The organism is Stenotrophomonas sp. HITSZ_GD, from assembly GCF_029543105.1.
Lineage (GTDB): Bacteria > Pseudomonadota > Gammaproteobacteria > Xanthomonadales > Xanthomonadaceae > Stenotrophomonas_A.
Genome location: NZ_JARQXB010000008.1, coordinates 22,761 through 47,082, shown reverse-complemented (window position 1 = coordinate 47,082; position 24,322 = coordinate 22,761). Strand labels below are relative to the sequence as shown.

Here is a 24,322-nt window from a genome sequence, read left to right as displayed (position 1 = left end):
CTAGGACCTGCCATGAACGATATCCTTCCCGTCATCCTTTCCGGCGGCTCCGGCACGCGGCTGTGGCCGCTCTCGCGCGAGAGCTATCCCAAGCAGTTCCTGCCGCTCACCGGCGAGTACACCATGCTCCAGGCGACCTGGCATCGCGTGGCGCCCATCGCCGGCCGCGCGCCGCTGATCATTGCCAACGAAGAGCATCGTTTCGTCGCTGCCGAACAGCTGCAGCAGGTCGGCGCGACGCCGCAGGCAATCATGCTCGAGCCGATCGGCCGCAACACCGCCCCGGCCATTGCCGTGGCGGCGCTGGAAGCAACCCGCGAAGGCGGTGACGCGCTGCTGCTGGTGTTGCCCTCGGACCATGTCATCAATGACGAGAAAGCCTTCCAGGACGCCGTGCTGGAAGCTGCCAAGGCGGCGCGCGAAGGCAAGCTGGTGACCTTCGGTATCGTGCCGTCGGCACCGGAAACCGGCTACGGCTACATCAAGGCCGCTTCGGAGAGCGGCACCCGTCCGGTCGAGCGCTTCGTCGAGAAGCCCGACCTGGTCACCGCACAAGGCTACGTCGCGTCCGGCGAGTATTTCTGGAACAGTGGCATGTTCCTGTTCAAGGCTTCGCGTTACCTGGAGGAACTGGGCAAGCTCAACCCGGCCATCCTCGAAGCCACCCGCAAGGCCTGGGAGGGTGCCAAGCGCGATTCGGACTTCGTCCGTCTCGACAAGGAGACCTTCAAGCTCGTGCCGTCGGATTCGATCGACTACGCGGTGATGGAAAAGACCCAGGACGCGGCCGTGCTGCCGCTGGATGCGGGTTGGAGCGACGTGGGCTCGTGGACCGCGTTGCGCGACGTGTCCGAGCAGGACCCGGACGGCAACGCGCACCACGGCGATGTGATTGCCATCGATTGCCGCAACACCTACGCCTATGGTGATCGCCTGATCGCGCTGGTGGGGCTGGATGATGTCGTGGTCGTGGAAACCGCCGACGCCGTGCTGGTCGGCAGGGGCGAGCGCATGCAGGAGGTCAAGGAGGTCGTGGCGCGCATCAAGCAGGACAAGCGCTCCGAGGCCACCTGGCACCGCAAGGTCTACCGCCCGTGGGGTGCGTACGACTCGATCGACAATGGCCAGCGTTTCCAGGTCAAGCGCATCACGGTCAAGCCGGGTGCCACGCTGAGCCTGCAGATGCACCACCACCGTGCCGAGCACTGGATCGTGGTCAGCGGCACCGCCGAGGTGACCCGCGGCGAGGATGTGCTGCTGCTCACCGAGAACCAGAGCACCTACATCCCGCTGGGCGTGACGCACCGGCTGCGCAACCCCGGCAAGCTGCCGCTGGAGCTGATCGAGGTGCAGTCCGGCAGCTACCTCGGCGAGGATGACATTGTGCGGTTCGAGGATACGTACGGGCGGGCTTGATCCGCACTGCGCACACGACCGGGATCATCTCCCGGTCGTGTGCTGACCGCGAATGGCCGGAGGACAGGCAGCTTGCTGGATGCAGCGTAACGACTGGGGGCAACCTCGGCCGATTGCATCGTAGGCTACACAAGCCTACCGGCCGTTATGGCTGATCCGTGGCGGCCACGAGTTGCGCCAATACTTGCTCGACGCCCTGCTGCCACGGTGGCAACTCGACGCCAAAGTCGGCACGCAGGCTGCTGCAGTCCAGGCACGAGTAGGCGGGACGCCGCGCAGGCGTCGGATAGTCCGCAGTGGTGATCGGCACCACCCGAGGCACCCGCGCAATCAGCCCCATGTCGCCGGCACGGTGCAACAGCATCTCGGCGAAACCATGCCAGCTGGTTTGCCCGCTTGCCGTCAGATGCCAAACGCCCGCGCGCGGGGTTTCGTGCGCCAGGATCCTCGCGGTGACATCGGCAATCAGGTCGGCGGAGGTCGGCGTACCGATCTGGTCGCCCACCACGCGCAGTTCGTCACGATCGGCGGCCAGTCGAAGCATCGTGCGCAGGAAGTTGTGGCCCTGCGCGGCAAAGACCCAAGCGGTTCGCAGGATGACGTGCGGGCCGCCCGCGGCACGAATGGCTTGTTCACCGGCAAGTTTGCTCTCGCCGTAAACACCCAGCGGCCCGGTGGGGTCTTCCGGGCGATATGGCACCTGCCCGTTTCCATCGAAGACATAGTCCGTCGAGTAGTGAACGAAGGGAACCTCGGCTTTCGCGCACCACGCCGCGATGGCCTCGGGGCCACTCGCATTGACCAGGAAAGCCGCCTGCGGCTCCTGTTCAGCCCGATCGACCGCGGTGTACGCGGCAGCGTTGACGACACGCTGCGGACGCAGGCGTGACAGCAGTCGTGTCAGCGACGACGGATCGGAGAAGTCCGCCACCTCGCACGCACTGCCGTCGGCAAGCTGTCCATCGCGCGTGGCGGCGACCACGGGACCCAACGCGGACAAGGCGCCGGGAAGCAGCCTGCCAACCTGCCCCTTGGCGCCCAGCACCAAGGTGGTCATGGCGTGTAGACCGGCAGCCGCAGCGGGTCGATCTGTTCCAGGAAAGGCGCCTGCGAGTCCTTGGCCGAGAGCAGTGGCTCCGTGATCGGCCAATCCACGCCAATGGTTGCGTCATCCCACCGTACCGATGCATCAAACTCGTGCACGTAGACATCGGTGCACAGGTAGTTGAACACCGCACGCTCCGACAGGACAGCGAAACCGTGGGCGAAGCCTTCGGGAATCCAGAACTGCCGACGGTTCTCGCTGCTAAGCACGACGGCGGTCCATTTTCCGAAGTGGGGTGATCCACGCCGGATGTCGACCGCCACGTCGTATACCTCGCCCTCGAGCACGCTGACAAGCTTGCCCTGGGGGCGCGGCCACTGATAGTGCAGGCCACGCAGCACGCCCCGGCTCGACGAGGAGACGTTGCTTTGCACGAAGCGCATGCCCAGGCCCGCCTGGTCATAGCGTTCGGCGTTCCAGGCCTCGAAGAAGAATCCGCGGTCGTCACCATGAACTTTCGGTTCGACGACTACGCAACCGGGCAAGCTCGTCTCAATCAGCTTCAAAATATTTTCCCTCGTCGCGCCAGGTCATGCAGGTATTTGCCGTAGGCGTTCTTTGATAGTGGTGCGGCCAGCTGCTCCAATTGCGCGACATCGATCCAGCCGTTGCCAAAGGCGATTTCTTCGGGACAACAGACCTGCAGCCCCTGCCGTGCCTGGATGGTTTCGATGAAATTGGCGGCTTCATGCAACGACTGGTGCGTGCCCGTATCCAGCCACGCGTAGCCGCGACCCAGGGGTTCGAGATGCAATGATCCGTCATCGAGATAACAGCGGTTGAGGTCCGTGATCTCCAGCTCGCTACGCGGCGAGGGCTTCAGGTCCCTCGCGTAATCCGCGGCCCGACCATCGTAGAAATACAGCCCGGTCACCGCGTAATGCGAGCGCGGCTCGGCCGGTTTCTCCTCGATGCCAATAACCTTGCCCGAGCTGTCGAACTCGGCCACGCCATAGCGCTCCGGGTCGTTGACGTAATAGCCGAACACGGTGGCACCGTGCTCGCGCGCATCGGCGCGCTTGAGCGTCTCAGTCAACCCGTGCCCATGAAAAATGTTGTCCCCCAGCACCAGGCAGCTCGGCTGGCCGTCGACGAAATCACGGCCAATCAGATAGGCCTGCGCCAGCCCGTCCGGACTCGGCTGCACCGCGTACTGAATGTTCATGCCCCACTGCGAACCATCGCCCAGCAGGTTCTGGAACAGCGCCTGCTCGTGCGGCGTGTTGATGATCAGCACGTCGCGGATGCCCGCCAGCATCAGCACGCTGAGCGGGTAGTAGATCATCGGCTTGTCGTACACCGGCAGCAGCTGCTTGCTGACGCCCTTGGTGATCGGATACAGCCGCGTGCCGGAACCACCTGCCAGGATAATGCCCTTGCGTTTGCTCATGTGGATCGCTCCGTAATCAGGCGGCCGTGCCGATGCGTTCGAGGCGGTAGCTGCCGTCGAGCACCCCGCGCACCCAGTCCTGGTTGTCCAGGTACCAGTCGACGGTAAATGCGATGCCCTGCTCGAAGGTGTGCTTCGGCTCCCAGCCCAGTTCGTTCTTCAGCTTCGACGCGTCGATCGCGTACCGGCGGTCGTGGCCGGGACGGTCGGCGACGTAGGTGATCTGGCTTTCGCGCGGCTGGCCATCGGCACGCGGACGGCGCTCGTCGAGCAGCGCACAGATCGCCTGCACCACCTCGATGTTCTGCCGTTCGGCATTGCCGCCGACGTTATACGTCTCGCCCACACGTCCCTTCGCCAGCACGGTGCGGATGGCCTCGCAGTGGTCGCTGACAAACAGCCAGTCGCGCACCTGCTTGCCGTCTCCGTAGACCGGCAGCGGCTCGCCGGCCAATGCCTTGGCGATGACCAGCGGGATGAGCTTCTCGGGGAAGTGGTACGGACCGTAGTTGTTGGAGCAGTTGGTGGTCAGTACCGGGAGGCCAAAGGTGTGGTGGAAAGCGCGAACCAGGTGGTCCGAGGCGGCCTTCGAGGCGGAGTACGGCGAATTCGGCGCATAAGGCGTGGTCTCGGAGAACTTGCCGGTCTCCCCCAGCGTGCCGTACACCTCGTCGGTGGACACGTGCAAGAAGCGGAACGCCTCGCGCCGGCCTTTCGGCAGGGCTTTCCAGTAGTCGCGGCTGGCCTCCAGCAGGGCCAGGGTCCCCACCACGTTGGTCTGCACGAAGGCGCCCGGGCCATCGATGGAGCGGTCCACGTGGCTCTCGGCGGCGAAGTTCACCACCGCGTCGGGCTGGTGCTCGGCCAGCAGGCGCGACACCAGGTCGCGGTCGCCGATATCACCCCGCACGAACACGTGGTTCGGATCCCCCTCCAGCGACGCGAGTGTGTTCAGGTTGCCGGCGTAGGTAAGCAGGTCGAGATTGACCACCTTCACGCCACGGGCCACCGCTTCGCGGACGAAGTTACCGCCGATGAAGCCCGCGCCACCGGTTATAAGCCAGGTTCCCACGCTTTAGTTCTCCTCGCGGCGCCGTGCCGCCCAGATCAACTGCGCAGAATATCGTCATTTCCCCGTACACGGTACGTCTAGCCCGGGCAGGGCGCGGCCTTGTTCACCCGGACTTGCGCAGGAACCAAACCTCGATATCCGGCGGAAGTACGGCGAGCACCGGATAGGCCACGCCCAAAGCCGCCGTCATGGCCATTGCCTTCGCGACTGGCACGTCCTTGGCGTAACGGATGCGCGAGTAAAGCCCCTGCACCTTCATGGAAGGCAGGGACATCCTGTCTTCCAGGCGGAAGCCGTGGCGCCCGGCAAGCGCTTCGATCACGCGCGTATCCAGGTAATGGACGTGGGGCGATGGAAAACCGCGCTGCCACAGGCGCTCGAAGGGGCCGGCCACGCCGAAGCGTTGCATGACCCGCGATATACGGTAGAGCACGCCACGCCGGCTTGGCGCGTTGATCACCAGCAAACCACCCGGCTGTAACCGTTCCCGGCAGGCATCCAGGGTCTTGTTGATGTCCGGGATGTGCTCGAGCACGTCGTTGAAGGAGATGACGTCGAAACGCTCGTCAGCGGCCAATGCATCCGGGAAAAACCCGCTGCGGACAGGCACGCCACGCCGACGCGCCGCGTCAGCCACCGCCACGTCAGGCTCCAGTCCCAAGCCTTCCAGTCGGCCTGACGTGGCGTCGAGGAACCAGCCGTGCGCGGAGCCGACATCCAGCAGACGCCCGGCGGGACGCCCCGCCATCAGCTTCTCCAGACGCTCGGCCAGCAGCTGGAAATTGGATTTGCGCAACGCCGATAGCCCACTTTCGCGCTCGGCCTCGTCCAAGTCCCCCCCCACGGCTTGCTCCAGAATCTTGGGCTCCAGATTGCTACCTTCATAACTGCAGCCCGCGCACTCGAAGTGCCAAGAAGTCAGGGCGGGTTGGAGCGTACTGCCACACACCGGGCATACATCTGCCATGGGGGTATCTCTCGTCCGTTGATCGAATTCCAAGCGCTGTAGCCGATAGTACCCATTTTGGTGGTGACGTCGTCACCCACTCCATACGCCATCGCATGGAAAGCCATTGCGGGCTAGAATCGACCCCACTGCCCCGCGCCAGCCGCCGCGGCCGGGCCTTCCCGCACCAGCTGAAGGATCTCGTACAAGATGAAAATCCTCGTCGCCTACAAGCGCGTGGTGGACTACAACGTCCGCATCCAGGTCAAGCCGGACGGCTCCGGCGTGGTCACGGACGGCGTCAAGCTTTCGCCCAACCCGTTCGATGAAATCGCCATGGAAGAAGCGCTGCGCCTGCGCGATGCCGGCATTGCGACCGAAGTCGTCGTCGCAACGCTCGCCCCGGCCGACGCCGCCGCGCACCTGCGCAATGGCCTGGCCATGGGCGCCAACCGCGCCATCCACGTCGTCACCGATGCCGCCGTGCAGCCGCTCACCGCCGCGCGCGCCCTGCTCAAGCTGGTCGAGAAGGAGCAGCCGCAGTTGGTGATCCTCGGCAAGCAGGCGATCGACGATGACGCCAACCAGACGGGCCAGATGCTGGCCACGCTGTGGGGCCGCCCGCAGGCGACCTTTGCTTCCAAGCTGGTCGTTGCCGACGGCAAGGCCACGGTGACCCGCGAAGTCGACGCCGGCCTGGAGACGCTGGAAGTGGACCTGCCGGCCGTCGTCACCACCGACCTGCGCCTAAACGAGCCGCGCTTCATCAAGCTGCCGGACATCATGAAGGCCAAGAGCAAGCCGCTGGAGACGATCGCCTTCGGCGACCTCGGCGTGGAAGCCAACGACAGCCTGAAGACCACCCGTTACGCCCCGCCGGCCAAGCGCAGCCGCGGCGTCATGGTGAAGGATGCCGCCGAACTGGTGGCCGCACTCAAGCAGAAGGGGTTGCTGTAATGGCCCAGGTACTCATCGTCGCCGAACACCTGGGTGGGCAGCTCAATGCCGCCACCGCCAAGACCGTCAGCGCCGCGCAGGCCCTGCAGGCCGAATCCATCGACGTCGTGGTGCTGGCCGCCGACCCGGCCGGCATCGCTGCCCAGGCCGCGCAGATTGCCGGCGTGGCACGGGTGCTGACCGTGGCCAATCCGGCCAACGAGCATGCACTGGCGCAGGTGCTTGCCCCGCAAATCGCGAAGCTGGCCTCCGGTTACAGCCACGTTTTCGGCCCCTCGACCACCTTCGGCAAGGACCTGATGCCCGTCGTGGCCGCCCTGCTGGGCGTCAACCAGGTCTCCGACCTGATGGCGGTCGAAGGCACGCATACGTTCCAGCGCCCGATCTACGCCGGCAACGCGATCATCACCGTGGAAGCGCCGGCCGACCAGACCGTGGTCGCCACGGTGCGCACGGCGTCCTGGCCGGAAGCGGCCAAGGGCGGCAGCGCGTCCATCGAGGCCGTGCAGGCCGATGCCACCCTGCCCGCCCACACCCGCTTCGTGGGCCTGGCCGCCGGCAAATCCGACCGCCCCGACCTGCAGAGCGCCAAGCGCGTCGTCTCCGGCGGCCGCGGCGTCGGCTCGGAGGAGAACTTCCGGGTCATCTACCAGCTGGCCGACAAGCTGGGCGCAGCCGTCGGCGCGTCCCGCGCGGCAGTGGACGCCGGCTACGTGCCCAACGAGCTGCAGGTGGGCCAGACCGGCAAGATCATCGCCCCCGAGCTGTATGTGGCGGTAGGCATCAGCGGCGCGATCCAGCACCTGACCGGCATCAAGGACGCCGGGACGATCGTGGCGATCAACAAGGATGCGGATGCGCCGATCTTCGAGATCGCCGATATCGGGTTGGTGGGGGATCTCTTTACGCTCCTGCCGGAGCTTGAGAAGGCGGTGGGTTAACGCCGTCCAGCAAGGGGCGTCATCATGACGCCCCTTTTTCTTTGCGCCTGCCTATCAGCTGGGATTGCGCCGCGCTGGCAACGAGCGATGCAATACGCGCTTGGGTACGCTCGCAATGTCATACCCCAGGAAAGCCAGCAGGAACTGCAGGCCGGACACAAGCAGGATGGTGGCGATCATGATGGTGCCCAAGGGGGTGAGCACGTTGCGCTGCAGTGAAGCCCACCAGTGCCAGGCACCGAACACGAAACCGATGCCGAGCAGGCCGATCGCCGCCACCAGCTCGATGGAGGCGATGGACAGGTCGCGAAGGAAGTAGTTGTAGATGATTCGCTTGCCGAGATTCTTGGCATGCTTTGTAAAGAATTCCGAGAAGATCCTGGAAATCTTCAGTCCGCTCTCTTCGTCGCCATACTTTGCGTCCATCGGCACGTCCACGACCACGGCCCGCATCGCATTCAAGCGGAACAGCATGTCCGTCTCGAAGAAATAACGGTGGCTGATCTGTGACATCGGCAGGTGGCTGGCCACGGGGGCGCTGATCGCGGTATAACCGTTAGTAGGGTCGAAGATATCCCAATAGCCGGTCGAGGCCTTGGCCATGAAGCTCAGGCCGAGATTGCCCAGTCTGCGCAGAGGCGGCATCTGACCGATGTTGCGCAGATCCCAGAAACGGTTGCCCTTGGTGTAATCGGCCTCGCCGCGCAGGATCGGCCCCACGAAATGAGGGAGCAGCGAGGGATCCATCTGGCCGTCGCCGTCGATCTTCACCACCACCGCCGCGCCATCACGGATCGCTTGACGGTACCCGGTCATCACCGCACCGCCGACGCCCTGGTTCTTTTCATGGCGCAGCACGCGCACGCGTGGGTCGGTGACGTGGGCTTCGATGAAGTCGCCGCTGTGCTCCGGGCAGGCATCGTCCACACAGTAGATTAGCGCGACCTCGGGCCCCACCGCCGCCAATACCTCCTGGATATGCCGCACCACACGATAGCTCGGGATCACGACGGCGATCACCTGGCTTTCGCCTCCAGTGCCTAAATTGCCCATTTCCTTCCCCTCATCATGATCCGGCACGATTTCCCCGCCCTCAACGCACCAGCAACTGGTTGGCCTCGCCCAGGTCGCAGCGCAGCGCTTCGGCAGCCTCGCCCACGACCAGCGACATACGATACGTACCCGGTACGACGCCTTCCAGCCACAATGGGACGGCCACGCCCGGATCCGCCGGGGCTATCACGCGGAACTGTTCGGCCTGCGTGACATCGTCACGTTGCGAACGCACCGCCTTGAAGACGTATGTGTTCGGTCCTTGCAGCAAAAGGAGGGCTGGCGGCTGCTGCTTCTGGTCGAGCTTCACAGACCATCCCGAAAGCAGCGCGGTATGCGCTGCCACCTGCCAGCCCCCCGGAGTTCGCTCGGCACCTTCCACGACATCGACGTAGCATTCCAGCAGCTCAGAAGGATGCGCCGCTGCCACCCACGCCGGCGGCTGGGTAATGGCTGCGTCAGACGATTCGGCGAGCCGACGCGCTTCAGAGGGGGCAGGCGCTCCTCCCATGCTTGGTGGCTGCTGCGGATCACTGCAGCCGCCGAGCAGAAGTGCTCCCAGCATGGCACTCAGGCAAATCCGCTTCACTGGGCACCTCCGACCAGTCGGGCAAACAACTCGACATGCTTGCGTACCTGTTCCTGGAGGCTGAATCTGGATGCCCGCGCCAGGCCCGCTGCACGCAGCGAACTCCGCAGCGCGGCGTCCTCCGAAAGGCGGCGCAACGCGTTGCCCATTTCCGTGGCGTCAAGTGGATCTTGCAGCAGGAGGGCGGCGTCGGAGGCAATTTCTCCCAGCGAGCTGTTGTTGGATGTGATGACCGGCGTAGCGCAGGCCATCGCCTCGACTACGGGCAGGCCGAAGCCCTCGTACAGCGACGGATACACGAACGCAGTGGCCATGGCGTAGAGCGATGGCAGGTCCGCGCGCGGGACATAGCCCAGCACCTTGACCCGGCTACCCGCCGAGGCCATCGACTTCCGCAGCTCGTCGTTAAGCCAGCCCGAGGCACCCACCACCACCAACGCTTCTTCCCCGTGCCACTCCTGCACGGCACGCAACAACGTCTTGAGATTCTTACGCGGCTCCAGCGAGCCGACAAACAGGAAGTACTTTTCCGGCAGTTCGTAGCGCTGGCGCACGCTGTGCTGGAAAACTTCCGAGGCGGGCCTGAACACTGAACCGTCGATGCCGTTGTGGATAGTGACCACGCGATCTGGCTGTACGCCATAGTGGCGGATCAGATCGTTCCGCGAATTCTCCGATACCGCGACGAAATGACTGTCCGCATCGATAGCGTGCTTGAAATTGCTTTCGCACAGATCGATGTTTTCGCGGGTGTGGAACTGCGGATGCGAGAGGAACGTCGTGTCATGCACGACCATCAGACTGGGCCCGTCGATGGTGCGCGGGAACGCATTGGCGGTGCAGTACACCAAGTCCAGCCCGGGCACGTAGGTATCGGCATGGCCGAACGCAGGCAACGGTCCGCGGTACGTGGTCATGCCGGTGCCGCGAGCGACCTGGAACGGCGAGCCCCCTTCAGGACGATAGGCCGGGTGGGTGAAGCTACCAAAGCCCGGGAACAACAGGAAATCGAAATCTCGGCCGTGCTCTGCCTGCCACTGCGACAAGCCTTTGACCAGGGTCGCGGCATAGCCGCCCACGCCAGAGACTTCACTGCCGATGGCCCGGCTACAGTCAATGCCGATTCGCTTGCGGGGACGCGAACGACGCTTGACGCGCGAAGTATCGCCCTGTAGCTCGGCCACGCGGGCGGCCATGCGGTCTGTGCTCTTGTCGAGTGACCAATACTGCGCGACGTCTTGCGCGGCCTGCTTGCCCTTCGCGGCGGCCTCTTCCTGGTTCGCGTAAACATGGCGCAATAGGTTCACCAGGTGCTGCTCGTCTGGTAGCGCCCACTCGAAACCCAGGTAGTACGGGCATTTGGCTTCCGCCGGCGTCAGGGACACCTGCAGCGGGTAACTGTTGTCCTCGTCCAAGAAAGCCTGCTGCGCACTCCAGTAGCTGGCAATCGCTGGCGTCCCGCAGGCCATCGCCTCCAGGATCGGCATGCCCCACCCTTCGCCCCGCGTGGGAAGCACGAAGCAGTCGGCGGAACGGTATAGCTGCGCCACCTGGTAATAGGGCGTGCTCTCGTTCTCCGAGTAGATGATCCGCCCGCCCTCCGGATCCAGCCCCAGACCGGCCACGATCGCGGAAGGATTCACACCGGGGTCACGATTGGAGTACTTGCAGATCAGCACGACCGGGTCGGTGGCACGGAACGCACGGTTGAAAGCGCGCAACAGCGTCTCCGGCGACTTGCGCTCGCCCCATTCGAAGATCGACAGGAACGTGAATACCTCCGGGATGGGCGCGCCCTTTATCTCGGGGTTGAAGTAATTCGTGTCCACCAGCCCCAGCGGCATGATGGTGATCGGCACCTTGACGCCGGAGCGGCGGAACGTCCATTCGTTGAACGGTGTAGGCACCCAAAGCTCGTCGAGCTTGTTACATCCATCAACCCATTCCTTCGGCACGCCGGTGGTCTCCAGCATCGTGTAGCCGATCCGATAGGAATCGGTTTTCACGGTGGAGAAGGCATCGGCCTGCCCGTAGATGAGACGCGGCACCGATGCGTCGGGTTCGCGACGCTGTTTGATCACTTCCAAGGCATAGACCCCGGTACTGCGATCACGAGGCTCATCAACAGGATATACCGTGCCTTCGCCGTACAAGTACTCGTAGGAGACCGACACACCGTGGGCGTCCAACCCCAGCGCAATTTGCCGCGCGGTCATCGCGTAGCCGACCGGGTTGAAAAATGTGGAATGCAGGTGCAGCTTGTACGGATAGCGGGCGTCGAGCGTCTGTTTCCATTTGCGCAGGAATGTTTCCTGCGACTTAAGGAACATCTCGCTGTGACTCACCTTGTTGGCGGAAGTCGAGCCATGCTCGCGGTGCCTGACGGTCAGCGAGCCGCAATTGACCACGCGGTATCCGGCCTGCCGCGCCTTCAGGCAGTAATCCGAATCCTCGTAGTAGGAAAAGAAATCCTCGTCCAGGAAGCCGATCTTGTCCATGAGCTCGCGGCGGATATATACGCAGGCGAACACCACGCCTTCCACGTCCCGATCGTAGGGATACTGGTTGATGTCCTTCTCGCCGCTGCCGAACTGCTGGCCCCAATAAGTGCGGTCCGGAATGTACGTGCCGGCGTGCTGGAAATCTTCGCCGTCCAGCCGCTTGATGCGGCAACCGACCACGCCGACGTCATCTCCCGAATAAGCGGTTCGCTGCAGCTTCTCGATCCACAGGGGGTCGTCTATCTCGGTGTCGTTGTTGAGCAGGATCACGTCCCGATCCGGCGCAATGAGCTTTAGCGCCGCGTTGTTGCCCTTAACGAAGCCCAGGTTGGCATTATTGAAAACAGTCGCGATACCCGGCAGCTGCTTGAGATATTCAACGGTGCCGTCTGTGCTGCCGTTGTCCACCACGACGATCTCGGTCAGCTGGGTGTCGGTGTGGGCCAAGACGCTGTCCAGGCAAGGCTTGGTGTATTCCAAACCGTTCCATGTCAGCACGATCACCGAGACCTGGCGATCCCGCGAGGAGTGCGGCGGCATTTCCTTGAGGTCAGTCATTTCAGTTCGCTCTATAGATTCGGCAGTTGCCCGTGTGCTCGATCAGCTCGGCACCGGTGATAGTGACCTGGGGGTCCGACAGGATGTAGTCGTCGCCCGGCAGGGCGGACACATCTATTTGGCTGCCCGCCTCCACGAATCGCGCTTCGCGCGGCAGGTAGGGGAGCCAGAACAGGTTATCAACCAGGCTTTCCCGGCCGCTGACCACCGCCGCGACCGACCCCGGTGCGCGCGCAACCAATTGGTAAGCAAGCTTGCCGCATTGCGGATCATCCGACCCTGGCCCGGTTGATAGCACGCGAAAAGTGGCCAAGTTGGCTACCGCCAACCACCCCAGCAGGAGCGCAATTGCGGGAGCCCGGCGCCCGGCCAGTACCAGCCCGCCCGCTACAAACATGGCCAGCAGGAACCAAGGGAACAGCCATGCGGCCACCTTGTACCAATGCGCCTCCATGCTATCGACGGTGGAACCGAACCACGGGTCGGCCGCCAGCTTGAACACCACGACGAACAGCACGGCGGACAGCATCAGGGCAAAGAAATTGCCCACGTACGCGATGCGGGCACCACGCGTCCACGACCATCCCTCTACGCCGGTGAAAGTCAGTACAACCAGCAGCGGCAGCGCAGCGAAGTAGTAACGACTATGCCAGCGGCCCAGCCCCCCTATGTCCTGTGGTGCAACGCCCAGCGTGAAGGCCACCGCCATGGCCACGGACAACGCAACGACCAGCAGCAGGGCGATGGCCACGTTGCGTCGCCGCCCGGCATCCTCATCCTCCATGCGCATCCACGGAAGCGCCAGCACGAACGCGATGGCTGGCGCAAATGGCAGCGCCAGCAAGGTGAAATGGCCCAGCAGGAGCTTCACCGTGCCCAGCGGTCCTTGCAGGGCCATTCGAATGGCAGTGCTAGCCCAACCGCCGGAGCGATTCTCGTAGAAGCCCAAGCCGTCCGCGTCCGGGTTGGTCAAAAGGTGCTTGAGCAACAGGTAGCTGACCCCGGCCACCACTAGCGAGGTCGCCCATGCGGGCCTGAACAGCCAATCGCGCCATGTCCGGCGCTGCGAGATGAGCGTGCAGGCGACAACGGCAGGAATAAGGATGATGGCATTCAGCCGCACGTTGAGCAGCACGCCGACACACAGGCCGAACAGCCCCAGTACGCGCCACGAGACGGGCGGCTCCATCATGCGCAACAGCGCATGGCAGGCGAACAGGAACAGCGGGAAGTACAGTGCCTCGGTAACGGCGAAAGAGCCGAGGAACAGCGAAGGCAGCGCGAGCCCTAGCACCGCCGCCGCCAATGCGCGGCGCGCCGGCATCAACCGCTGCGCGATGAAATAGAGCGGAATCACGCCAAGCGCCATCGTCGCGGCGTTGATTGCACGGATTGCGAGGTAGAAGTCCTCTCCAAAGGCGAATGCCGGCGCTATCCAGTACCCGTACAGCAGGTTGGGTAGATTGGTGTCGTGCAACACCTGGCTCGAACTTGGGATGCCCGACCGACCCGCATGCCAGATGCCGGAGGCGATCGACTTGTACAGATATTCGTCGCCAGACCAGTAGGGCAACCCGGCCTGGAACACGAAGCGCAGGCATCCGACGACAGCCGCCGCGAGCAACAGGCTGCTGCCTTGAACGCCACCCGCCTCCCCGCCCTTGCCCAGGAGCCATACCGAGAGGCGCCACGACAACAGGACCGCAGCGCCCGCCAGCGTCAACCCGAGGAGGCGTTCCAGGTAGACGCGCCACGCCGGCAGGTGTGCGATGCGCACGTCGCTTAATGCCAGTCCCGGCGGACCGGAATAGAACACCCGGAAAGCCGCGCGCGCGGGCGCGCGGCCGGTATTGAATCGGCCGGCCACGCGCAGATCGTGCTGCCCCGGGGTGAGCAGGAATTGCCGTTCCTGCGCAGGACTGTCGTAATCGCTCCCATACAGATCCACGACCAGCTGCGCGGGCGCGCCCGGCACGGTATCCGCCTCCAACGAGAAGACGTAATAGTCCTCGCTGGTGAAAGCCGCGTCGCCCTCGATGAGATGGAAAGCTGCAGGCATGGCACCTACGCTGCGCAACTGGCCGCCTTCCTCCTCGAAGCCCTGCATCTGCACGTTATCCAGGCGCACGATATCGCCACGCCGCGGATCCATGTTCAGGTGCCGCAGGCCTAGATAGGCGAGCAGCGCCAAGATCGTCCACAGCGCGGCCAGGAGGAGTGCTTGCGCACCCGCCTTTGGCTCATTGCGGCTCATTGGCAACGTGTCGTTCTTCAATGCTTCGCCCCCCCCGGCACGTCCATGCTTATTCCTTTGAAACGCGTCGCAGGTCAGCCTCCACCATCATGGAGATCAATTCCTTCAACGATGTCTCCGGGTACCAGCCAAGCTTGTTATTAGCCTTGGCCGCATTGCCGAGCAGCACATCCACCTCGGCAGGGCGCATGTAGCGCGGATCGACTTCGACATGGTCGCGGTAGTCCAGGCCCACATGGCCGAAGGCCAACTCGCACATGTCTCGCACAGTGGTCGTGACACCCGTGGCGATCACGTAGTCATCGCCCTCCGGCTGCTGCAGCATCAGCCACATTGCCTTGACGTAGTCGCCGGCGAAACCCCAGTCGCGCTTTGCATCGATATTCCCAAGCGCAAGCTTCTTGACCTTGCCCAGCTTGATGCGAGCAACGCCGTCGGTGACCTTGCGGGTGACAAATTCGATGCCTCGCAGCGGCGACTCGTGGTTGAACAGGATCCCGCTGGAAGCATGCATGCCGAAGCTTTCCCGGTAGTTCACCGTCGCCCAGTGCCCCATCAGCTTGGCTACGCCATACGGGCTGCGGGGGTAGAAAGGGGTCTTCTCGTCCTGCTTCTCAGCCTGGATCAAGCCAAACATCTCGCTCGTGGACGCCTGGTAGAAGCGCGACTCCGGGCTTGCCAGCCGCACCGCTTCCAGGATGTTGATCACGCCCACGCCATCCACCTGTGCGGTGAGCACCGGCTGCTGCCAAGACGTTCCCACGAAGCTCTGCGCAGCCAAGTTGTAAATCTCATCTGCTTTCGAGTGACGGATCGCGCGGATCAACGAAGCCAGGTCGGCTACGTCACCATCCACCAATTGAACGTCATCGGCGATTCCCAACTCGCGAAGGCGCCACAACGTGTCAGTACTCCGACGTGCGAGCAGCCCGCTGACGGCATACCCTTTCTCCAGCAGAAGCTTGGCGAGATAGGCGCCGTCCTGGCCCGTCACACCGGTGATCAACGCACTCTTAGCACTAGTCATGGGTACTTACCGTTCTCAAAATGTCTTCAAGGGTGGTGTCGATGGAGATCTGCGGCCGCCAGCCACACGCGCGCGTCGTGTCACTAGCGTCGGCCACCATTCGCCGTTGTTCCGTCGCGCGCATGCGGGTCGGGTCCTGCTCAATCCGGACCTCGAGCCTCATGATCGCCATCATCTGTTGCAGCAGCTGCCGGGGCGATCGCTCCACGCCCGATGCCACCACATAGCGTTGCCCTGGCTGCCCGGCTTCCAGCAGTGCGGCGTAGGCACGTACCACGTCCCGCACGTCGGTGAAGTCTCGCGTGGTGTCGATGTCCCCTACGTGCAGCACAGGCTCGCGTTCGCCGCGGGAGATCTGTACGAGTTGTTGTGCGAAGGATGCCACCACGAAGCGCGAATCCTGGCGTGGCCCGATGTGGTTGAACGGCCTGGCGATCATTGCCTGCAGACCGGCACGCCGCCATTCCTGCTGGCAGTAGTCCTCGGCGGCAATCTTGCTCGCGGCATACGGGTTCATGGGGCTGACAGGGGTATCCGGCCGTACCGGCAGGGTGTGCTCGTCTACGCGACCGTAGACATCACCGGAGCTCACGTACAACAAGCGCCCCTTGAACCCCTGCTTCGTCAACGCCTGCACCAGGTTGATGGTACCCAGCACATTAACGGCATAGGTCTCTGCGGGCGCCTCGATCGCGCGCGGCACAAAGCTCTGGCCTGCCAGGTGCAAGACCTTGTCAGGCACCCGGCCACCCAGTGCCTGGACAGTCGCGATCGGGTCGCGCAGATCCAGCCCTTCGGGCATTCGCAGCAACTCGGTGTCACCAAAAACGCCGGCAGCGACGGCGTCGGCGACATGACTGCCGACAAAGCCGCCGAGTCCGGTGACTAGCAGCGAACTCTTCAATGTGCGACGACCGGCTTGCGCGCCATGACAGCGTAATCGAAGGCAGCACGCCACGGCGCCACCAGAGCGTTGATCGTGCCGGAGCCGGGAATCTCCTCTGCTACCTCCTCGATCGGCAGCGTCGGTCGCGCATCGAAAAGACGATGGATATCGGACTGCGAGAAACCACGCGACTGCACCATCCAGCGCAGCATCTCGGGCGGCAGCGGATTGCGGTGCGTAGGATCCATGTAGAAGGACCACTGCGCGACCAGTGCATTTTCCGGATTGGGCGTTTCCACCAGGAAACCACCGCCCGGCACCAGGACGCGCAGCACTTCGTCGAAGAACTCGATCATCAGGTCGAACGGCAGGTGCTCGACCACGTGGAACATGCTCACCATGCCCAGGCTCGCGTCGGGAAGCGAACGGAGTTTCTCCAGCCCATCCATGAGCTGCACCGTCAGGCCGGCCTGGCGGCAGTCAGTGACGAAGATGGCGTTCATGTCCACGCCCGATGCCTTGTATCCTTCCTCGCGCAGCAGCTGAAGCCATTCGCCGCGGCCGCAACCGATATCGAGGACCGGCGCGTTTGATCCGCCTGCGCCCACGTCGGACACAAACTTGAGATAAGGGCGCAGACGAGCGGCGATCTCCTCTTTCGATCCGCGGAACTGCGCCTCGAAATCCGAATAAAGCTGATCCAGGCTCGCCGCCACTGCCGAAGCACGCGGCTTGGACCGCTCCTTGCGCTCGATGGAGGCACGCTGCGCGGCGATTTCGCCAGCAAGTTCGCGAATGGACTCGCGCATCACCTCCACGTCCGAGACGCTGGCGTGGGCGTCCATCGCACGCTCCAAGGATGCGATCTGCGCACCCTGTTCGCGCGCTAGCTTGGAAAGGTCTCTGCGCAGGAAAAAGACGGAGCCGCCCAATGCGCCCACGTGTGAATCCATGCGATCCATCAGCGTCGCCTGGCGAAGCGACCCCAGTAGCCAGGCCAGGCCATTGCCCACGACCGGCACCTTGCGCAGGCGGCGCAACTTGTACGGGATGAGCAGGCCGTCCACGTGCACGGAACGCGCCATGCCTTCGGCCGAGAAACGGATTTCGCCCAGGATCTCCACCTTGCTCATCTTGCCCTGGCGAAGGTCGCGCAGGTAGGAACGCGCATGCTCGTCGGGCTCGCGCAGTAGCAAGGCGCGATACGCATGGTCGATGAACTCGACGTCGTCGAAGCGCACCAGGTCGCCTAGGACATATTCCCGCTTCTGCTCGAAATTCAGCGAAGGTCGCTCAGCCAGGATGAGCGAGTTCGGCTCGACCTGCTGCAGTTGACGGCCCGGCTCGCCCGCCGGGCGCGCGCCGGAATCGACGCCAAGCCGGAACCGGACGCGGCGCATGACCTCGGAAGCTGAGAGTAGACCTTCATCGGACATTTGGAAAAACTCCTGACAAGACGGATAACGGGATCAGCGCCGAGACGCGATCAGTGCGAGGTAGCCGACGCGGTGATCGTCGGGGCCATCCAATTGCACCCAATGAAATACGGATGATCCACATTGGCCACGGAGAACACCAGCGCGGTGTCCTTCCACTGGTAGTTCCTGCCCAGGTGGTCCTGTGCATCGGTCAGGGCAACCGACACCGAGTAGGTGCCGGGTCCCAGATTAGCCAGGAATTTGGCGTCGAAGACCACGACCTGCCCTGCGTCAAGGCCCTCCAGTACCTGCTCGGTATGGTAGGTGTTGGTGCCGAAGATCACCTGTCCGAGGCGGTCGCGCAACATATAGCCGAAAACCAGCCGCTCGAGGGGCGCACGAATGCTCGCCCTAGCCCGAAGCGTAACCGGCCTGCCCGCTTCGATGTACTCGGTGGGCCGTCCATCGGCATCGAGCAGGTGGATCTCGTCGATGACCGCTTCCTGGGTGCCGGACTCCACCTTCGATTGGCGGTCGGCTCCCTCTTCCACCGCGATTTCGCCCTTCTCTTTCCTGGCAATCAACGCGTTGTAGTAATCGATGACCTGCTTGGGATCCGAATCCAGGACCACCCTGCCGCCATCGATCAGGATGGCGCGATCACACAGCGCCTGCACCGCGCCCGGGTCGTGCGACACGAACAGCAGACTGGTACCAGCCTCACGATACGCACGGATACGGTCGAAACACTTATGCACGAAGTATGCATCGCCTACCGAGAGTGCTTCGTCGACGATCAGCAGATCCGGTTGGAACGCGGTAGCGACACTGAAAGCCACGCGCATCTGCATGCCGCTGGAGTACGTACGCACGGGCGCATCGAAGTAGTCGCCAATCTCGGCGAACGCTTCGATGTCGTCCATGACCTCGGCGATAGCCTGCTGGGAATGACCCATCAAGCCTGCGGCATGGAACACGTTCTGGCGACCGGTTAGGTCAGGATTAAAGCCCATCCCAAGCTCGAGAATGGCCGAGACGCTGCCCACCTGCGAGATGCTGCCGACCGTCGGACGCGAGGTACCGGTAATGAGCTTCAGGAGTGTGCTCTTGCCCGCTCCGTTCTGGCCGACGATACCCACGCTCTCGCCCGACCGCACGGAGAAATTGATATCCCGCAACACCCAGTGCTCTTCTGTGGGCTTAAAGGGAATGCCGAACCATGCCAGCACACGCAGCAGTTCGCTGCGCCAGCGGACGAAGCGCTTTCCTACTCCCCTGACTACCAGTCGCGTGGTCATAGTGCGTCCACCATTTCGGCGCTGGAGCGGCGGAACACGATCATCGCCATCACCGACATCACCAAGGCCGCCAGCAGCAACCGACCCAGGTCGGCCCAGAGCGGTGGATTGCCGTACACCAGTACCGACTGATAACTGGTCACCAGCGAATACAGCGGATTGAGCCCGAACCAGCGCTGAAACCGTTCGGGCAACGCGTTGAGGCTGTAGACGATAGGCGTCAGCCAGAACAACGCATTCAACACCACTGGCACGATCTGCCCGATGTCACGCATGAAGACGTTCAGAACACCCAGGAAGATGCCCACACTCATCGCGAGTAGCAGGGTCAGGAGCATCAACATGGGAAGCCACACGACTTGAGCGCCGGGAAAATGGCCAAGCACTGCGAACACGCCGAAAATCGCCGCCGCTAGCAACAGATTGTTCACCAGCGCCGTGCCCGCGGCGATGATCGGCAGGCATATCCGCGGGAAGGCAATCTTGCGCATCAGGTTTCCGTTGTCGACGAACAACGTGACACATTTGCCGACCGTCTCCGAGAACAACGTCCAAAACAGCATCCCCGCCAGCAGGTACAGCGCGTAGCCATACTTGCTGGTGACGCCCTGGAGCTTCGCCGAGAGGACCTCGGACAATATCACCGCATAGATCAGTACCTGCATGAGCGGGTGGATGATCATCCAGACGGCGCCGAGCTTGCTGCGCAAGAACCGCGCTTTCAGCTCGTTCTTGATCGAGGTGAAGATGAAATACCGATATGCCCAGATCGACTGCAGCATTCTCACGCTATTGCTCCTGCGGGGACGACTTGCCGTCCCGGTTTTCGCTCATGATGTATTGCAAGCGTTCGGCCATGGCGGCCGCCGCAAGCCCGGGCGACAGTACGTCGGCCACATGCCGCGCTGCCGCAGCCCCCAATGCCGATGCAGTGGCATGGTCATCGGCCAGGCGGCGCATCAGACGGGCAGCATGTGCCAAGTCCGGTTCGGCCCAATGCTGGCCTTCCGCAAACGGATACTCGGCATCAGGCACGGGGACGAGGCGGTAGTCCACCAGCATGCTGGTCTCGCGCGACATAAATTCGAGGTTTCCGGACCACCCGGTGGCGACCACCGGCTTGCCCATGCTCATGCACTCGGCCATGCCGAGCCCGAGCCCCTCGGCACGATGCAAGGAGACGTAGGCATCACAGCAAGCCTGCAGCGCATGCAAATGAGGCGCGGGCAGCACGTCGTCGCGGATGAGAATACGAGCATCCCCTCCCGCCAGCGCGAGGAGCGATGCCAGCCCCGCAGCATTGCGGTGGCCGTGGCTCGACTTCACCAACATCCGCACGTCGTCCCTTTCTGGCGGGAAGGCCTCGCGAAATGCCAGGATGGCACCACCGGGGTTCTTTCGTTCGATCGATGAATTGAAATCGAAGCTCACCAGGAACACGAAGGCCGTCTGCGGCAACCCGAAATCCGCACGCGCCAGCGCACTGGCCTGCGGAGAATAGAGCGGATAGGGGATTCGGATCACCGGCCGGTTCGTCCGCCCTCGGAACGCATCGGCCACATATTGGCTGGCGACCCATACCTCATCGACCTGCGCGAGCGTCTGGCTCCACGCCGGCGGCATCTGCGGCAATTCCCAGAACCAGAAGCCAACCCGATAGGCGTGCTCATGCAGGCGCTCAACCGGCTCCGCAATGGCTTGGGAAAAGTTGTCGGGATTGACGAATACCGCATCCACCAGGTGCGGCAAGGGCGCTGAGGCAAGATGCGTCAGGGCACGCTCGTCGCGGTTGGAATGCGGTGTGGCGATGTCCACGTCTTTCAGCGAGACAGGAATTCCACCTTGTAGTGCTGCCCGCGCATAAGCGCGGGCGGCTTCCGCGAGACCGAATTCTCCGCGCAGGTAGCCAAATAGGTTCAGGCCCGGCCCGGAAGGCTCGGCACTGGCCTGCCAGGACCGCCCCGGTACCGCCATGTTCCAGGCGTCCGTCTGCTGAAAGCGGAATCTCCGGCTGAAGCGCTGCGAGCGCCAACGGGAAAGCCACCGGCGCAATGCGCCAGGAAGGAGGGACAGAACGCTCCAGCCGGAAGTCGTTCGCCCATGGTGTTGGGGCTGATTCATGGCCTGTCGTGAGGCGCCTTCAAAGCCCTGCTCTGCGCAGCGCCCGATCCAGATCCGCTTGAAGGTCCTCCACCGCCTCCACGCCCACACTTAACCGCACCAGCGAATCGCTGATACCCAGCTGCGCGCGGCGCTCCACCGGGATCGACGCATGCGTCATCACCGCCGGATGGTTCACCAGGCTTTCCACGCCGCCCAGCGATTCGGCCAGCGTGAACAGCTCGGTGCGCTCGCACAGCCGCTTGGCGGCCTCGAACCCGCCCTTCAGGACGATCGAGACGATGCCGCCGAATCCGGACATCTGCCGCTTCGCCAATGCGTGCTGCGGATGCGAAGGCAAGCCCGGGTAAATCACCTTTTCCACCGCCGGATGCTGTTCCAGCCACTGCGCCAGGGCCATCGCGTTATCACAATGCGCGCGCATGCGCAGCGGCAGTGTCTTGAGCCCGCGCAGCGCCAGGAAGCTGTCGAACGGACCCTGCACTCCACCGATGGAGTTCTGCAGGAACGCCATGCGCTCGGCCAGGTCATCGTTGTCGCCGACGACCGCCATGCCACCCACCATGTCCGAATGGCCATTGAGATACTTAGTGGCCGAATGCACCACGATGTCCGCGCCCAGCGCCAACGGCCGCTGCAACATCGGCGAGGCAAAGGTGTTGTCCACCACCACGATCAGCCCGTGCTTGCGCGCCACTGCCGCCACGGCGGCAATGTCGACGATCTTCAGCATCGGGTTGGTCGGCGTCTCGATCCACACCATCTTCGTCTTGGGCGTGATCGCCGCTTCCAGCGCGGTCACGTCGGTCAGGTCCACGAAGCTGAAGTCCAATCCCGCGCTGCGCTTGCGCACGCGCTCGAACAGGCGGTAGCTGCCGCCGTACAGGTCGTCCATCGCCACCACGTGGTCGCCACTGTCCAGCAGCTCGATCACCGTGGAGGTCGCCGCCATGCCCGAGGCGAACGCGAAACCGCGCGTGCCGCCTTCCAGTGCAGCCACGCAGCGCTCATAAGCAAAGCGCGTGGGATTGTGCGTACGGGAGTATTCAAACCCCTGGTGCTCGCCCGGGCTGGACTGCGCATAGGTCGAAGTCGCGTAGATCGGCGGCATCACCGCGCCAGTGCTCGGATCCGGCGCCTGGCCGCCATGGATGGCGAGGGTTGCAAGAGCCAGCGTGCCGTGGGCATCGGGCTGGCGGGAGGTGCGATCCGACATGACTACTCCAAAAGGGTGCGGGAGTTTAGCAAAAGCTTTACAAATCCGGCGCATACGCCGAATTAGTGATTCCAATCACATTACTGCACTCGCCGCCGCAAATAATTCAACAAATCGATCCGCGTGATCAGCCCCAGGAACTGTTTGCCGTCCATCACGATGGCCACCTGCCCGCGGTCGAACACCGGCAGCAGGGCCTCGATCGGGGACTTCACGTCCAGCCGGTCGAGCTTGCTGACCATCGCCGTGGCCACCGGGTCGCGGAACCGCGCCTCGTCGCCATAGACATGCAGCAGCACGTCGCTCTCGTCGACGATGCCGACCAGTTCGCCCTCGTCGATCACCGGCAGCTGCGAGACGTCGTACAGCTTCATCCGCTGGTAGGCGGTGGTCAGCAGGTCGCGCGGGCCCACTACCACGGTGTCGCGCTGGCTATAGGGGCGCAGGATCAGGTCGCGCAGGTCGCCGTGCTGCGGACGCTCCAGGAAGCCGTTGTCCAGCATCCAGTAGTCGTTGTACATCTTGGACAGGTACTTGTTGCCCGTGTCGCACACCAGCACCAGCACCTTCTTCGGCGTGGTCTGCTCCTTGCAGTACTTCAGCGCCGCCGCCAGCAGCGTGCCGGTGGAGGAACCGCCCAGCACGCCCTCCTTGGCCAGCAGTTCGCGGGCGGTGTGGAAGCTCTCCGCGTCGGTGATGGCGTACGCCTTCTTGACCCGGCTGAAATCGGAGATCGACGGCAGGAAGTCCTCGCCGATGCCCTCCACCAGCCAGCTTCCCGACTTGTCGTTGAGCCGGCCCTCGTTGATGTATTCGGCCAGGATCGAGCCGACCGGGTCGGCCAGCACCAACTCGGTCTGCGGCGAATGCTGGGCGAAGGCGCGCGACAGGCCCGTCATCGTGCCCGAGCTGCCGCAGCCGAAGACCACTGCGTCCAGCTGGCCGTCCATCTGCCGCAGGATCTCCGGTCCGGTGCCGAACTCGTGCGCGGCCGGGTTATCCGGGTTGCCGAACTGGTTGATGAAATACGCGCCCGGGGTGTCGGCGGCGATCTTCGCCGCCAGGTCCTGGTAATACTCGGGGTGGCCCTTGGCGACGTCCGAGCGCGTCAGCCGCACTTCGGCGCCCATTGCCTTGAGGTTGAAGATCTTTTCCCGGCTCATCTTGTCCGGCACCACCAGGATCAAGCGGTAGCCCTTCTGCTGGGCGACCAGGGCCAGGCCCAGGCCGGTGTTGCCGGCGGTGCCTTCCACCAGGGTGGCGCCGGGCTTGAGCTCGCCGCGCTTCTCGGCCGCCTCGATCATCGACAGGCCGATGCGGTCCTTGATCGAACCGCCGGGGTTGGCGCTCTCCAGCTTGAGGTAGAGCTCGCAGACGCCGGTGTCCAGGCGCTGCGCCTTGACGATCGGGGTCTCGCCGATCAGTTCCAGGACCGAGGAGTGGATGGCCATCGCTTCTTCTGGTTATGCCCGTGGGCTGACCGTGCATTATCGACGGAAGGCCGTCGAAATGCTTAGTGGGGCGTTCAGATTGCGTCGCCCGGGGCCAGAAAAGGCGACGCGGACGGTGGCGAG

General features: G+C 63.6%; 20 protein-coding genes. 3 read left to right on the top strand and 17 right to left on the bottom strand.

The window, feature by feature from the left end:
• Positions 1-12 precede the first annotated feature (12 nt).
• The gene (locus tag P6166_RS09810; RefSeq protein WP_277764284.1) at positions 13-1,416 is read left to right on the top strand and encodes a mannose-1-phosphate guanylyltransferase/mannose-6-phosphate isomerase; all 1,404 of its coding nucleotides are present in this window, start codon (positions 13-15) and stop codon (positions 1,414-1,416) included.
• 145 nt (positions 1,417-1,561) lie between these two features.
• Here P6166_RS09810 and rfbD read toward each other — a convergent pair whose 3' ends face one another.
• The 5 genes from rfbD to P6166_RS09785 all read right to left on the bottom strand — a co-directional run bounded on the left by rfbD (position 1,562) and on the right by P6166_RS09785 (position 5,815).
• Positions 1,562-2,473 (bottom strand): dTDP-4-dehydrorhamnose reductase, encoded by a 912-nt coding sequence (gene rfbD / locus P6166_RS09805; RefSeq protein WP_277764283.1) that lies wholly within the window; start codon positions 2,471-2,473, stop codon positions 1,562-1,564.
• A complete protein-coding gene (rfbC, locus tag P6166_RS09800; RefSeq protein ID WP_277764282.1) occupies positions 2,470-3,027 on the bottom strand; it encodes a dTDP-4-dehydrorhamnose 3,5-epimerase in 558 nt (185 codons plus the stop codon). Before rfbC ends, rfbD begins: the two co-directional genes overlap by 4 nt.
• On the bottom strand, positions 3,024-3,911 hold the full coding sequence (gene rfbA / locus P6166_RS09795) for a glucose-1-phosphate thymidylyltransferase RfbA (protein ID WP_277764281.1): 888 nt from the start codon (positions 3,909-3,911) through the stop codon (positions 3,024-3,026). Before rfbA ends, rfbC begins: the two co-directional genes overlap by 4 nt.
• Positions 3,912-3,927: 16 nt before the next feature.
• Positions 3,928-4,983 (bottom strand): dTDP-glucose 4,6-dehydratase, encoded by a 1,056-nt coding sequence (rfbB, locus tag P6166_RS09790; RefSeq protein ID WP_277764280.1) that lies wholly within the window; start codon positions 4,981-4,983, stop codon positions 3,928-3,930.
• 103 nt (positions 4,984-5,086) lie between these two features.
• Entirely contained in the window at positions 5,087-5,815 is a 729-nt protein-coding gene (locus P6166_RS09785) for a class I SAM-dependent methyltransferase (RefSeq protein WP_277764279.1), read from the bottom strand.
• A gap of 324 nt (positions 5,816-6,139) precedes the next feature.
• Here P6166_RS09785 and P6166_RS09780 point away from each other — a divergent pair, with 324 nt between their 5' ends.
• Entirely contained in the window at positions 6,140-6,886 is a 747-nt protein-coding gene (locus P6166_RS09780) for an electron transfer flavoprotein subunit beta/FixA family protein (RefSeq protein ID WP_277764278.1), read from the top strand.
• The gene (locus P6166_RS09775) at positions 6,886-7,827 is read left to right on the top strand and encodes an electron transfer flavoprotein subunit alpha/FixB family protein (protein ID WP_277764277.1); all 942 of its coding nucleotides are present in this window, start codon (positions 6,886-6,888) and stop codon (positions 7,825-7,827) included. Before P6166_RS09780 ends, P6166_RS09775 begins: the two co-directional genes overlap by 1 nt.
• A 54-nt stretch (positions 7,828-7,881) precedes the next feature.
• Here the strand turns inward: P6166_RS09775 and P6166_RS09770 are convergent, their stop codons facing one another.
• The 12 genes from P6166_RS09770 to P6166_RS09715 form a co-directional block, all read right to left on the bottom strand.
• Positions 7,882-8,880: a glycosyltransferase gene (locus tag P6166_RS09770; RefSeq protein WP_277764373.1), complete on the bottom strand. Its 999-nt coding sequence runs from the start codon at positions 8,878-8,880 to the stop codon at positions 7,882-7,884.
• A 40-nt stretch (positions 8,881-8,920) separates the two neighbouring features.
• On the bottom strand, positions 8,921-9,445 hold the full coding sequence (locus P6166_RS09765) for a hypothetical protein (protein ID WP_277764276.1): 525 nt from the start codon (positions 9,443-9,445) through the stop codon (positions 8,921-8,923).
• 20 nt (positions 9,446-9,465) lie between these two features.
• Positions 9,466-12,528, bottom strand: coding sequence for a glycosyltransferase (locus P6166_RS09760; protein WP_277764275.1), 3,063 nt, complete (start codon positions 12,526-12,528; stop codon positions 9,466-9,468).
• Position 12,529: 1 nt separating this feature from the next.
• The gene (locus P6166_RS09755; protein ID WP_277764274.1) at positions 12,530-14,803 is read right to left on the bottom strand and encodes a glycosyltransferase family 39 protein; all 2,274 of its coding nucleotides are present in this window, start codon (positions 14,801-14,803) and stop codon (positions 12,530-12,532) included.
• Positions 14,804-14,831: 28 nt separating this feature from the next.
• A complete protein-coding gene (gmd, locus tag P6166_RS09750) occupies positions 14,832-15,809 on the bottom strand; it encodes a GDP-mannose 4,6-dehydratase (protein ID WP_277764273.1) in 978 nt (325 codons plus the stop codon).
• Complete coding sequence (locus P6166_RS09745; RefSeq protein WP_277764272.1) at positions 15,802-16,713, bottom strand: GDP-mannose 4,6-dehydratase; 912 nt, start codon at positions 16,711-16,713, stop codon at positions 15,802-15,804. Before P6166_RS09745 ends, gmd begins: the two co-directional genes overlap by 8 nt.
• Positions 16,710-18,131: a class I SAM-dependent methyltransferase gene (locus P6166_RS09740; RefSeq protein ID WP_277764271.1), complete on the bottom strand. Its 1,422-nt coding sequence runs from the start codon at positions 18,129-18,131 to the stop codon at positions 16,710-16,712. The genes P6166_RS09745 and P6166_RS09740 overlap by 4 nt, the downstream gene beginning before the upstream one ends.
• Positions 18,132-18,181: 50 nt before the next feature.
• Positions 18,182-19,411 carry an ABC transporter ATP-binding protein gene (locus tag P6166_RS09735; RefSeq protein WP_277764270.1) on the bottom strand — a complete coding sequence of 410 codons (1,230 nt, stop codon included), beginning with the start codon at positions 19,409-19,411 and terminating at the stop codon, positions 18,182-18,184.
• On the bottom strand, positions 19,408-20,193 hold the full coding sequence (locus P6166_RS09730; RefSeq protein WP_277764269.1) for an ABC transporter permease: 786 nt from the start codon (positions 20,191-20,193) through the stop codon (positions 19,408-19,410). The genes P6166_RS09735 and P6166_RS09730 overlap by 4 nt, the downstream gene beginning before the upstream one ends.
• Before the next feature lie 7 nt (positions 20,194-20,200).
• Positions 20,201-21,532, bottom strand: a complete 1,332-nt coding sequence (locus P6166_RS09725; RefSeq protein WP_277764268.1) for a glycosyltransferase — start codon at positions 21,530-21,532, stop codon at positions 20,201-20,203.
• Positions 21,533-21,551: 19 nt separating this feature from the next.
• Positions 21,552-22,748 (bottom strand): cystathionine gamma-synthase, encoded by a 1,197-nt coding sequence (locus P6166_RS09720; RefSeq protein WP_277764267.1) that lies wholly within the window; start codon positions 22,746-22,748, stop codon positions 21,552-21,554.
• 80 nt (positions 22,749-22,828) lie between these two features.
• Positions 22,829-24,199 carry a pyridoxal-phosphate dependent enzyme gene (locus tag P6166_RS09715; RefSeq protein WP_277764266.1) on the bottom strand — a complete coding sequence of 457 codons (1,371 nt, stop codon included), beginning with the start codon at positions 24,197-24,199 and terminating at the stop codon, positions 22,829-22,831.
• Between the last annotated feature and the right edge of the window lie 123 nt (positions 24,200-24,322).

Bases quoted from the DNA above. Each gene is read 5' to 3' on its own strand.
- P6166_RS09740 (WP_277764271.1), bottom strand. From the start codon at position 18,131: ATGTCCGATGAAGGTCTACTCTCAGCTTCCGAGGTCATGCGCCGCGTC.
- gmd (WP_277764273.1), bottom strand. From the start codon at position 15,809: ATGACTAGTGCTAAGAGTGCGTTGATCACCGGTGTGACGGGCCAGGAC.
- P6166_RS09725 (WP_277764268.1), bottom strand. From the start codon at position 21,532: ATGAATCAGCCCCAACACCATGGGCGAACGACTTCCGGCTGGAGCGTT.
- P6166_RS09810 (WP_277764284.1), top strand. From the start codon at position 13: ATGAACGATATCCTTCCCGTCATCCTTTCCGGCGGCTCCGGCACGCGG.
- rfbD (WP_277764283.1), bottom strand. From the start codon at position 2,473: ATGACCACCTTGGTGCTGGGCGCCAAGGGGCAGGTTGGCAGGCTGCTT.
- P6166_RS09720 (WP_277764267.1), bottom strand. From the start codon at position 22,748: ATGTCGGATCGCACCTCCCGCCAGCCCGATGCCCACGGCACGCTGGCT.
- rfbA (WP_277764281.1), bottom strand. From the start codon at position 3,911: ATGAGCAAACGCAAGGGCATTATCCTGGCAGGTGGTTCCGGCACGCGG.
- P6166_RS09730 (WP_277764269.1), bottom strand. From the start codon at position 20,193: ATGCTGCAGTCGATCTGGGCATATCGGTATTTCATCTTCACCTCGATC.
- P6166_RS09735 (WP_277764270.1), bottom strand. From the start codon at position 19,411: ATGACCACGCGACTGGTAGTCAGGGGAGTAGGAAAGCGCTTCGTCCGC.
- P6166_RS09765 (WP_277764276.1), bottom strand. From the start codon at position 9,445: ATGCTGGGAGCACTTCTGCTCGGCGGCTGCAGTGATCCGCAGCAGCCA.
- P6166_RS09780 (WP_277764278.1), top strand. From the start codon at position 6,140: ATGAAAATCCTCGTCGCCTACAAGCGCGTGGTGGACTACAACGTCCGC.
- P6166_RS09770 (WP_277764373.1), bottom strand. From the start codon at position 8,880: ATGGGCAATTTAGGCACTGGAGGCGAAAGCCAGGTGATCGCCGTCGTG.
- P6166_RS09775 (WP_277764277.1), top strand. From the start codon at position 6,886: ATGGCCCAGGTACTCATCGTCGCCGAACACCTGGGTGGGCAGCTCAAT.
- P6166_RS09715 (WP_277764266.1), bottom strand. From the start codon at position 24,199: ATGGCCATCCACTCCTCGGTCCTGGAACTGATCGGCGAGACCCCGATC.
- P6166_RS09760 (WP_277764275.1), bottom strand. From the start codon at position 12,528: ATGACTGACCTCAAGGAAATGCCGCCGCACTCCTCGCGGGATCGCCAG.